5 protein-coding genes are annotated in these 12,937 nt (G+C 41.5%); 2 read left to right on the forward strand and 3 right to left on the reverse strand.

Going from position 1 to position 12,937, the window contains the following annotated elements; genetic code table 11:
• The first annotated feature begins 95 nt into the window (after positions 1 to 95).
• Entirely contained in the window at positions 96 to 3,065 is a 2,970-nt protein-coding gene (locus H5163_RS11555; protein ID WP_182735175.1) for a TonB-dependent receptor, read from the forward strand.
• A gap of 80 nt (positions 3,066 to 3,145) precedes the next feature.
• Positions 3,146 to 9,328, forward strand: coding sequence for a pectinesterase family protein (locus H5163_RS11560; RefSeq protein ID WP_182735176.1), 6,183 nt, complete (start codon positions 3,146 to 3,148; stop codon positions 9,326 to 9,328).
• Positions 9,329 to 9,937: 609 nt separating this feature from the next.
• Here H5163_RS11560 and H5163_RS11565 read toward each other — a convergent pair.
• The 3 genes from H5163_RS11565 to H5163_RS11575 all read right to left on the reverse strand — a co-directional run bounded on the left by H5163_RS11565 (position 9,938) and on the right by H5163_RS11575 (position 12,937).
• Positions 9,938 to 10,957 (reverse strand): LacI family DNA-binding transcriptional regulator, encoded by a 1,020-nt coding sequence (locus H5163_RS11565; RefSeq protein WP_145239108.1) that lies wholly within the window; start codon positions 10,955 to 10,957, stop codon positions 9,938 to 9,940.
• 190 nt (positions 10,958 to 11,147) lie between these two features.
• Positions 11,148 to 12,449 (reverse strand): TRAP transporter large permease, encoded by a 1,302-nt coding sequence (locus H5163_RS11570; RefSeq protein WP_165742666.1) that lies wholly within the window; start codon positions 12,447 to 12,449, stop codon positions 11,148 to 11,150.
• Positions 12,449 to 12,937, reverse strand: coding sequence for a TRAP transporter small permease (locus H5163_RS11575; protein ID WP_182735177.1), 489 nt, complete (start codon positions 12,935 to 12,937; stop codon positions 12,449 to 12,451). The genes H5163_RS11570 and H5163_RS11575 overlap by 1 nt, the downstream gene beginning before the upstream one ends.

A 12,937-nucleotide genomic window follows, 5' to 3' on the forward strand; every position in this document is an offset into this window, starting at 1 on the left:
TTATTCCATTTTGCCACCGGTGGCAAGCTGGGATTTAAATCAACGGGAATCGCATAACTTGCACACACAATTAAAAGCCTGAAAAAGGAATAAAAATGAAGAGCATGAGATTAAGCGCGATCGCTGCGGCATTACTGGTAGCAATGCCAATTTATGCACAAACGGCCGATCCTGCACAGCCAAAGGTTGAAAATAATACACAAAAAACCACAACCAATGCTGAACAAGAACCAACCAAATCAGCACAAATTGTTGAAGACGATATAGAAATAATAGCTGTAACGGGTGTTTACCAAGCTGATTTAAAAGCACGCGCTATGGAACGTGACAGCAAAGCGTTTAGCTCTGTGATTGCCACCGATGACATGGGTAACTTTGTTGACCAAAATGTTGCTGAGTCACTGCGTCGGATCCCGGGTGTCACTTTAGAGCGCAGTGAAGGTGAAGGTAAATATATTGCAGTTCGGGGCTTAGGTCCTAAATTCGTTTCGGTAAGTATGAATGGTGCTGAGCTTTCCGGTGCAGGCGATGATCGTAAGATTGGTCTTGATGGCATCACCAGTGATTCTCTGGGTGCCATTGAAGTTTTTAAAACTCTCACACCCGATATGAACCTTAACTCTATTGGTGGCTCAGTTAATGTCAGAGCCATATCAGCTTATGACCGAGGTAAAAACACCTTAAAAATGAAGCTGCAAGATTCATACAGTGAACTCAGAGAAGAACACTCGCCGAAGTTTAGCCTTGATGGCACACAGTTATTTTTAGATGACAAAATCGGTGTTGGTTTTGCGCTTTCTTATGAAGATAGAAAAACTCAAGTAGATGAAGTACGCCATCATAGCACCCGTGAATTAAACTTCTTACAAGGTGGGATTGGTCTAAGTGAAGAGCAACTTAGCAATGCACCAGAAATATTAATTCCAGCACAACTAGAAAATCGCCGAGAAATCGCCGATAGAAAACGCTCCACCGCAACCCTCAATTTTGAATTTAAACCCTCAGAAGACAGTTTTTATTACTTACGTGGTAATTACTCTAATTACACTGATGGGGATATTGCACAACGTGAGTTTTACAACTTTTATAATGGCGATGAGGCCGATGAAGTTATCTATGTGAATGCAGAAACAAAAGAGTTTGCTCTGTCAGATGTGGATGTCTTCAACCAGTACTTTATTCAAGAAGGTGAAACCACTACGACTAATTTCAGTGTTGGTGGTGAAAACTATATCGCTGATTCATGGCGTGTCGATTATGAATTTGCTTACTCTAAAACTGAAGATAAATCAGTCGGGGATCGACGAGCCCAATTTCGTGAACGCGAAAATATCGTCTATGGTAAAGGCAGCAGAGACAACATTATCGCTAAAGTATTGACCCCTGCAGAAGCAGCAGCTCTGGGCGGGTTTGCCCTTAAAGATGACGAAGATGTATTTGCTGGTGAAGCCGATGGTGATATCAGCGATTTATCAAATATGGAATACGATAATCTGTTTATGGAAGACAGTACCCGTACAGATGAAATTACTAGCCTGAAGTTAAACTTACAAAAAGATTTTGATTACCAATACCTTAACTTTATTAAAGTTGGCGGTACTTATAATGAACGAGAGCATTACAATAATAAAGATCGCTGGAGTTATACCGTTAATAGCGCCGATTGCGGTGGCGACCAAACCTGTATGGATGTCGCAACATCAAATATCACTGATTATAATTACGCGGTGCCAGCAGGTGGTTTATTTACCTATCCATTTGTAAGCCAACAGGATGTTGAATACATTGTAAATTCTACAAAAATAACACGCGAAAGTGCCACCGGTGGCGAAGAGTCAATTGACAGTACCAAAGAAGATTACACGCTTACTGAAGACACTTATGCAGCTTTTATCATGGCTGAAATGCCACTTTCTGAGCAACTAACCGTGATCACCGGTGTACGCTATGCGCATACTGAGTTTTCTTCAACTGGTTTTATGTCGCTTGAAAACGATGACTGGGATTTTGGCAATGACAAAATGCTTGATTTAGCAATCCCATTACCTGAATCGTCAATTACCTATAGTGAGTTTTTCCCGAGTATTCATGTTCGCTATGAGCCTAGCGATCAAATTTTGGTACGTACTTCATTATGGACCAGTTACACCCGCCCTTCTTTTAAACAAGCTCGTGGTTTTGCTAAGTTTGATGACGACATAAGCTTATGCGATCCAACAACGAACGAATGTTACAGCTCGCCAGATGGACAGAGCGCCATTGAACTTCAAGGTTATATTTTAGGACCCGATAACGCAGTACAAGTTGGTAATCCTAATCTAGTAGCCATGACATCTGACAACTTTGATGCATCATTTGGCTGGTATCCATCAAAAGAGTTATTTATGGAAGCAGCAGTATTTTACAAAAATATCGATAACTTCATCGTCGATGTCACCGGTATTCAAATGGGGATAGACGAATTACCACTGACTTTACCAGTTAATCAAGTGTCTGATTTTGCAATTCCACAAGATCTTGTTCTCAATCAGGTCGATATCACTTTAAACGGCGATAAAGCAACTGTTTATGGTATTGAATTGAGTTACAACCAGTTCTTTGAGAATGGTTTATTTTGGCAAAGTAATATGACATTTGTAAAAAGTGAAGCTGAGCTCGATGCCACTATTCGTCAAGATAAAATGCCACTGCCTGGTCAGGCTGACGTTACCGGTAATATTGCCGTGGGCTGGGAAGATGAGTCATTCTCGTTACGCCTAATTAGTAATTACCGCTCTGATATTCTTGAAGAAGTTGGCTCTTGCCCTGTGTCAGCGAATAAAGCCGATAGTCATACTTGCAAAACATGGGCTGATATTTACCAAGACGACATAATGACTTTTGATATAAAAGTAAAATACGACTTTTCAAAAAGCCTCAGCGTGTACTTTGATGCAATTAACCTAACCGACGAATCAGATCTACGTTACTTCACCGGTAATGAGCAATCTGGTGGCGAGATCCTCTACCAGCGTGAAGATTATGGCCGCACATTCCAGTTAGGTATGAATTATAAATTTTATTAACAATCAATGAAGTAATAAAAATCGTTAATTTCACACACAATTAACGCGTAGAAGACACGCTTTCATCCTTGGAGGGATGCATGAATAATACAATAAAAATACCATCATGTTTGCTGATCACCGCGATTTTAGCAGGCTGCGGTGAAGAAAGTTCTATTAATATAAAAGAAGCCCCGTTACCCGCTATCCAAGGGGTGTTTGTTGACAGCCCTGTTGCTGGTTTAACTTATAATAGCCCATCGGTTACTAATGGCGTAACCACAGCTGAAGGACAGTTTGATTACTTTAGGGGGGAAGCCGTCGTGTTTTCCATTGGTGAGCTTACCTTCCCCACGGTTGCCGCAGCAAATGTGCTTACCCCACTTGCTTTATTTTCAACAGATACCGTGTTTCACCCCGCTGTTATAAATAGCTTACGTTTATTGCAGTCACTCGATGTTGATGGCGATCCAAGTAATGGGATCACCATTAGCGCGCAAGCTGCGCAGGCAGCGCAGATGACGCTTAGTGAAGGACAAACAGTTACTGATTATTTTAGTAGCGACGAGTTTGAGGCGAACGTAAATGCATGGCTCGCTGATGCAGGCTCGGCTAACACAGCGTTAGTGCCTACTGATCAGGCCATTGTGCACTTTGTTGATTTTATTTTTAAGCAATACAACAGCACACAACCTTTAGCATTTAATACTGCCGATTTTAGCGGAACATTGTATAACCCGTTAGTACAAGGCAGTGAGGCAAGTATTGCACAGTTGATATTCACGCCCGTTGATGAAGCAAACCTTAGTGGAACATTCAGCCAAGTAGTGGATGGTAACAAAACAGTAACAGGCAATTATTCGTTTTTATTCGGTAACCGTGTACTTGCACTGACCTCAGTTGAGGGCGAGTCTGCTACCACTGAGTATATAATCTCTCGTTCGCATAATACGGTTAATAACACCTACAGTGTTTGTGCCACCAGCGATGCAAGCGCACTGGCAACACTGGTGCTTACTTGTGATAGTAATGATGATGCTAAAAACAATATTTTAGTGTTCTCCGAACAACAAGCTCAAGAAGAGTTAGTTAAACTCAATGATTTAGCACAGCAAGCTGGTTTAGCCTTAATTGAAGAGTTTGATACTGACACTGAAACATTTTTCTCATCGAGCTATAAAAGCTTATCGGATGAGCAAGGCAGCGGCCCGTTATATTTTAAAAGTGGCGGTAGTGCAAAAATTGACGATGTAGCAGGCCACCTAATTCTAGAAGGCGACCGTATTACAATCGGTAATACTCTGCCCGGCAAAGAATCAACAGCGACTGATAGCTCAGGTGTGGGGATTTATAATTTAAGCGAAGGGTTTACCATTAGCTTTGATGTTATTTCTCATAATAGTGCCGGTGGATTATCGCTGTATGTTGATAATAATACTGCCAGTCAAAGTAATTCAGTGCATGGTGGTGCTTCAAAGTTTTATGGTAAAGATATAAACGAAACCAACACCCCTGCAGGTAAAAAGTTCTCTTATACGTACATTCCAGGTGAAGATGTAAATACCGGCCCAGATCTAACTAATATCGATGCCCGTGGTATTTTAAATCCTGAGATTAAAAATTCATATTTCCAAATACGCACTGATTCAGCGGCAATGATTGTCATTGATAACTTAACCATTGAAACAGTTGCTACAGATGTGCCAGATGTTGAACCGCCAGTTGAGCCACCTGTTGAACCACCTGTTGAACCACCTGTTCAAGGTGAGATCCCAACAATAGAATTACCAATTATCACTGACTTTACCGCACTTACTGCGGATATTTTCTCTGTTGATCATCAAAAAGTTATTGATGCTAACGGCGATGAAATCCCCATGTTTAGCAAAACAGGCGGCTCAGTCACTGTGATTGATACTGGATTAGAACTCAATGGAGGACGTTTCACATTAGGTAACACCACACCAGGTATTGAAACAGCAGCAACGGATACCACCACCAGTGGAGCACTGGATTTGTCTCGTCCTTATCAAGTGGTGATGGATATTGTCAGTGTAAGTGACCCTGAAGGTGATAATAAATTCCAAATTTATGTGGATAACAACTCATCAAGCAGTTCTAAATCAATCCATGGTAATGACTCACGTTTTTATAATGAATTGATCAACTCGCTTACCCCTGGTCAAACTTTAACAGTACCCGGAAAGCTTGCGACTAAAAATTCATTTTTACAGTTACGTACCGAAACAGGCGGCACTGTGGTTATCAATAACCTCAGAGTTGAGTATGTTAAAGATCCATCTGTATTTAGCTGCACGGATGCACCTGAACTGTATTTTTGTGATGACTTTGCCAATGGTGATTTAAATAATTGGCAAATTTTAGCCAAGCCAGATAACACAGAAGCCCCAATGGGTGAGTTTGATGTACTCGACATTATGGGTAATAACATGATGCGATACACCGCAGGCGGTGCTGGTGGCGAGCTAATTTTAGCCACTGAAGAAGCTATGGCAAACGTACCTGCGACAGGTAACTACTTTGTTGAAGCGAAAATTCGCCCACGTCAGAACTCTACAACGGCCAATAAGCAGATCTTTCTGATGGCACGCTATTTAAATGCCGGTAATTGGTACGCCGGTGGCTTAAATGTGCAAAACTCATCAAGCAGTACGCAAGTGGAAGTTGCCGTTAGTAGCGAAGGATCAATTTCGCGTCCAGTGCAAACAAAATCACCAATCTTACTCGGTGAAAAAGGCGCTACAGAAGATGGCGTTTGGTACACCACTCGCTTTGAGATGATTGATGATCAACTTACCGTATACTTAGATGGTGAGAAAATGGGCTCTGCGACTGATACCAGCTATACAGCGCGTGGCTTAATTGGTGTGTTTACGAATAATCGTTCGTTTGAAATTGATGATGTAAAAGTGGGCGACCCTAGCATCAAGCCAATTCAGTTAACCCTTGATTACAAAGAGCCTAATTGGGACACAAGTACCAGTATGGATCCATTGTTGATCAACGTTACAGCGATTAAAAACGACGGTATCACAGCCGACACCTACACGGTCACTTCAAGCAATGAAGCAGTGGTGAGCGTTGCAATCGATGGAAATGCGATCACCCTTACACCGATTGCTGCAGGCGATGCAACGGTCACATTTGTATCAGATTCAGACCCAAGTATTACGCGTACTATTAAAGTCTCTGTTGCAGAAGGCTTTGTTATGCCAACCGCTGACTATGGTGATTTAACAGATAAAGTGATGCCAGCGATTGCTAGCGATAGCCAATTTGTTGATACCCAGTTATCGATTACTTTTGATAACGCCCCTACGTTTGGTAGTTTAGGTGAAATACGTATTTATAAACAAAACGACAACACCCTTGTTGATACCCTCAAAGTTGGTAAAAATGTCGATGTGATTGGTTACACAGGCCAAGATAGATTGCGCTCTGTGTACTACTACCCGCTCACGATTGAAGGCAATACCTTAACCATTAAACCGCATAATAATGTGCTTGAATATGGCCATACTTATCGTGTTGTCATTGGTGATGACGTGGTACTAGGCGCACAACTAAACGGTGCTGATTTTATTGGCCTCGGTGATAATAGCCAATGGACGTTCACCACTAAAGTGACAACGCCGGCAAGCAACCAACTACTGGTTGATGATGACGGTGTAGCTGACTTTAGAACCGTGCAAGGTGCACTTAACTTTGCAATGGCAAGCCTTGCTAAAGATGAGCAAACTATCATTTCAGTCAAAGATGGGATCTACAACGAACTGCTGTTCTTACGTAATAAAAATAACGTAACAATACAAGGGCAAAGCCAAGACAATACCATTATTCAGTACGAAAACTACGAAACACTCAATGGTGGCTCAGGTGGCAGTGCGCCTATAGGTTCTGGCACACCGGGCGGCGGTCGTGGTGTATTCTTAGTTGAAGGTGCGGATATGTTAGTGATCAACAACCTAACATTGAAAAACACCCACTTGCGTAACAATGTTGATTCAAACCAAGCTGAAACTATTTACTTTAATAGTAATGGTCGTTTAGTGGCTAATAATGCCAGCTTTATTAGCGAACAAGATACCCTATTACTTAAAGGTTACACATGGTTTTACAATAGCTTAGTTGCAGGTAATGTTGACTTTATTTGGGGCTACCCGGTCACTGCATTATTTGAAGACAGTGAAATTCGCACCATTGGTGACTCCAAAGATGGTGATCCAACTAAAGACTCATCAGGTGGTTATGTGTTACAAGCCCGCGTACCTGTGCAAACAGATCCTGGCTTTATCTTCTTAAATAACCGCTTTACTCATGGCCCAGGACCAATTGGCAATGATGTGTTAGATAATTCAACCTATATTGCACGCAGTGGTGGCAGTGACACATATTTTGATAATGTTACTCTTATCAATAATAAATTTGATACTCACATTGCAACCTCAGGTTGGGCTGTGCAAGGAGTTAACAGTCAACCTGCACCAAATCCAGAAATTGCAACGGCTACCAGTGGCTGGCGCGAGTATGGCAGCATGGATTTAGCAGGTAATTCCCTTGATTTAAGTGCCCGTGTTGGCGGTTACATTATGCAAGACAGCGACGTAGTTAACTTACTTGAGCGTAACGCTATTTTTGCAAGCTTTAATGATGGCCAAGGTTGGACACCTGAACCACTAGCTATCCCAATCTTGCCAGATGAGCCAATTGCAATAACACCGGTGAATAATAGTCTGGGTTTTGCTGGTTATAATTTTAACCTAACCGGTGGCGAAGGTGGAACAGTAGTAACCGTTGATAATGGCACAGCGCTTAAATCGGCTTTAGCACAAGCAAAATCATCAGGTGTTCCAGTGACTATTTATGTCGATGGTGTCATTACTGATGCAAACAGTGGCGGCGATAATTCTTCTATCGAAATTAAAGATATGGATAATATCTCAATCATTGGTGTGGCAGATCGTGGTGAGCTAAGTGGTATCGGCATTGCTATTCGTCGTGCTAATAACATCATTATCCAAAACTTAAAAATCCATGAAGTACTTACCGGCGGTAAAGATGGTATTTCGATTGAAGGTGATGAAAATAAACCTACCGCGAATATCTGGATTGATCATAACGAACTATATTCATCGTTAAATGTTGATCAAGATTATTATGATGGTTTAATCGATTCTAAATCGGGTGCTGAAAACATTACCATTTCATATAACTATATTCACGATAGCTGGAAAACGTCACTCCATGGTCACAGTGATGATGACTCGAGCAGCAACAAGAATCGTCATATTACCTTTCACCATAACCGCTTTGAAAACATCATATCGCGTGTTCCGTTGTTTAGATTTGGTCAAGGTCATCTCTTCAACAACTATTATAACAATATCACCTCTAGCGCGATTAACTCACGAATGGGCGCAGAGCTACATATTGAGAATAACTACTTTGAGCATACTAAAAATCCTGTGGTCTCTTTTTACTCAAAAGTAATTGGTTATTGGAATACCTCGGGTAACTACCTAGGTGAAGGTGTTACTTGGGGTGATGTGGCTGACGGCGATGTGGCTGCAGAGGTTACTGCTACTGGTATGACACCCACCAGCTCATACCAAGCACCTTATGAGTATAAGTTAACACCAGTAATGGATGTTAAAGCGCATGTTATTGCCCATGCCGGTATTGGTAAAACGGATCAAAGCGATTTAGACATCCCTGACATTGCAGCGCCAAGTGAGCCACCTGTGCAAGAGCCGCTTGGGTTACCCTTTACTGAAAATTTTGCTGCAGCGAATACGGACGAGTTTTTTAGTAATAGTTACCGCGACTTATCGGGCTTAGCTGGATCTGGTACGCCGCTGTTCCATCGTGTAACGGGCGCTATTGATGTATCAGCAGGCCAATTAACTATGACAGGGGCACGCATTAGTATAGCGAATACTACCCCTGCGGTTAGTACAACTTCAGCAGATGCAAGCACCACGGGGTTACTTGATTTAAGTAACAGTTATCAAGTGAGCTTTCAAGTCGCGGCTGTAGCAGGCAATACCGCAAAAAGCTTCCAAATATATGTAGATAACAACACCTCTGGTAGCGCTAATTCAATCCACGGTGGTTCATCGAAGTTCTACTCAGTACAGCTTCAAGACTTAGTCCCAGGTCAAACGTACACCGTCGATGGATTGGTAGCCACAGCTACCTCATTCATCACTCTCAGAACGGAAAGTGAAGCAACTATCACATTGGATGAAATAACCATCCAATAGTTGTAATGAGAGCAGCCAAGCGCTGCTTTCACACAATTTGATAGTTACCAATACCCTTGCCCCGCACAGCAAGGGTATTTTTTTATCCATATCATTCCTTTCTCTTTGCGCAACAAAATCTTCAAGTTAATAATTCACAAAGAGATTAACAGGCGCTGCGGTTAAAGAGCGAGGGCATGAAGTTAACGTTATTAAATTGAGTTAGTAATTTTTCAAGTACGACTGCATAGATGCAGGAGGTAGAGCAATGCAGGAGCAATTGCCAAGAACACCCTATCAAAATTTCTGACTTGTTATCACTGTATTTATCTGTCGCTATAAATGGTCAGTAACTTAATACGATTGACATCAGCCGGGGCTTACAGCGCTCAAAATGTTCCAGATATTAAAAACGGGCGCTATGCATTTTATCCTTTAGGCAGCATATCGGCCGTTTCGTTTAACACCGATATTTCATGCTATTTTATCAAAGGTGCTCCTCAGATTTAATTAACTCATGAATTAAATCAAAAAAGTATTATTGGATTACGGATAGAAGTAAGCGCCCTACTGTCAGTAAGGCGCTTTGAATGCCTGTAACAAAAATATTATGAGGGGGGTTAATCGGTACTATTTAGCGCATCTGTTGGTAGATTCACGCTTCACTAAGTAAGGAGTGACTACGTCATCTAATTTAATTTTTTCACTTTGTGTCGATTGGCTTTTATTGATGAGTTTTTGTACCGCTAAACATGCCATGTTTTGTACAGGTCTTCGAATAGTCGTTAGCGATGGAATGATCCGTGAAGCCAAAATATTATCATCAAAACCTGCTACTGATAGCTGTTCTGGTACTTTGATATTTAAATTACTGGCAACCCGTAATACCCCCGCCGCCATTTCGTCGTTGTTAGCAACAATGGCCGTTGGTCTTGGTTCAGTGCTTAACAACGTCATAGCGCATTCAATACCACTTTCGTAACTATTTTTGCCTTCAATAATACGATTTCCAGGCAGTTGCACATTACATTGTTGCAGTTCAGCTAAAAAGCCGGCTAAGCGTTCAATTGAAGAACGATAAACCTGCGGTCCAGAAATAAAACCAATGTCCTTATGGCCAAGTTCAACCAAGTAGCTGGCCATTTCTTTCATTGCTGCGCGTTCGTCTGAGACCACAATGTTATCAGCATCATCTAAATCTACCGATGCTAAGCGCACATAAGGACAACCTGCTTCACGAATTGCTGCAGCTAACTCTTTGTTTTCAGATACTGGCGGTAAAATAATCACGCCATCAAGTTTAGAGCGAGAGATAAATGACAGGCAATCGTCAATAAATTCAGCACTTTTAGAGTAACTAGGATGAACAACCAATTCATAGCCAAGTTCAGAGCAGACGCTTAATGCACCTCGTTGCACCTGATCAATATACAATGCATCGGGGTTATCATAAATTAAACCTAATAAGTAAGAACGACTTGATGCCAGCCCCCGTGCTTGTTTGTCAGGAGAAAAACCAACTTCGCTGATAATTTTAAGCACTCGCTCCCGCGTCGCTTCACCCACAGCGGGAGAACGGTTGATCACACGTGAAACTGTGCGCTTTGAAACACCGCACAGCTTAGCTACATCATTAATCGTTACTGACATAAAAGTTCCTATTTAGGATGATTGCAAAGTTTAACACTAACCGTAGATCCATAGAAGTAGTTAGTCAGCTCTTGTTATACATTGACTACTTTGATTTAAAAGAAAAATGGAGCTGTAGAGCTCCATCACAGATTTGTTTGATTAAGTTAACCTAAACGCTGACAAATAAATTATCCTAAGTTCAGGTTAGTTACTCGATTAAACCAAATAAACGCGGTAACGTTTCACTGATTGCCGGTACATATGTGACCAACATCAAGACTAAAAACATCACAGCATACAGCGGCATCATTGGCTTAATTATTTTATGTAACGATGTTTTCGCCACCGCACAACTGACAAACAGCACACTCCCAACTGGCGGAGACACCAAGCCAATTGATAAGTTTAATACAATCATAATACCAAATTGAATCGGCGACATACCAAATTGCTCAGCTACCGGTAAAAAGATCGGTGTAAAAATCAATACCGCAGGTGTCATATCAATAAACGCGCCAACCAAAATTAAAATCAGATTGATCAACAACAAGATTAAAATCGGATTATCACTGAGTGTTAAAAAGAACTCACTGACCAGCTGTGGAATATGTGTGTATGACAATAACCACGACATGCCCGATGACGCGGCAATGATCAGCATTACAATAGCCGTTGTTTCACAAGCTTTTAGTAATATAGCGGGCATTTCAGCTATATTGATTTCTTTGTAGATAAATACCGACAGTACTAAAGCATAAATAACGGCAATAGCGCCTGCTTCAGTTGCGGTAAATACACCGCCAATAATGCCGCCAATAACAATAAAAATAAGCAATAAGCTTGGCAAAGCTGCGAGTATTTTTTTCATCACAATGTTAAATGGCAGTCTTGCTGTTACAGGGTAATTGTTGCGAATAGAGTAAATAGCGCAAACAATCATCAACGCCAGCCCCACTAAAATTCCCGGTAAGTAGCCGGCAATAAATAATGCCGCAATCGACACCCCACCACTGGCGATGGCATAGATAATTAAAATATTACTCGGTGGTATTAACATGCCCGTAGTGGCTGCACTTGCGGTAACCGCCGCAGCAAAACTGGCACTGTAACCATGTTTTTTCATTTCTGGCACCATAAAACTACCAATCGCCGATGTGGCTGCAACGGCAGATCCTGATATTGCACCAAATAACATGCACGACATTACATTTACTAGTGCCAAGCCGCCGGGTAAAAAGCCTATCATCGCCATAGCACATTCAATCAGCCGTTTAGCAATGCCGCCTTGACCCATTATCAATCCAGACAAGATAAAAAATGGGATTGCCAATAATGCGAAACTATCAATGCCACCGGCCATTTGCTGGGCTATGGTCGTGGTGGCAGGCGTAAAATCAATGTGCATTAATAGCGCTGCTAATGTTGATAGCGCAATACACAAAGAAATAGGTACATTAATAAACAATAAAGCAAAAAAGCAAATAATTAAAACGATGGCTGTTAAGTCCATTACGCTTCCTCCGTGAATGTTTGCTGTGCATAATTGATCAGGTTTTCAATGCAATTAATCACAATCAACACCCCGCTTAGCGGTAAAACGACATACACATAACCCATGTTGATCTCAAGCGCCGCTGAGGTTTGCTTTAATTCAAAGCTCAACATCATCAATTGGCTGCCACCATAAACTAAAATACTTAATGCTGTGATCAGCACGCAGATTTCGATTAAAAATGAACACTTATACCTAAGTGACGGGATCATTTTTTGATAAAACAGATCAAGTCCTAAATGTGCTTTAGTGCGATACGCGTAAGATGCGCCCAATACCCCAATCCAAATCAGTATAAAACGCGCTAACTCTTCGGTGTATGAGCTCGGTGCACGTAAAATAAACCGTGAAAAAACTTGCCAACAAACAACGGTTACTATCGCTATCATGGCCAAAATAAGTAATCGCTCTATGATGCGATTTAAGTGTGTGTTTAGATGTCGCAT

Source organism: Pseudoalteromonas sp. SG44-8 (assembly GCF_014164125.1).
Classification (GTDB): Bacteria; Pseudomonadota; Gammaproteobacteria; order Enterobacterales; family Alteromonadaceae; genus Pseudoalteromonas; species Pseudoalteromonas rhizosphaerae.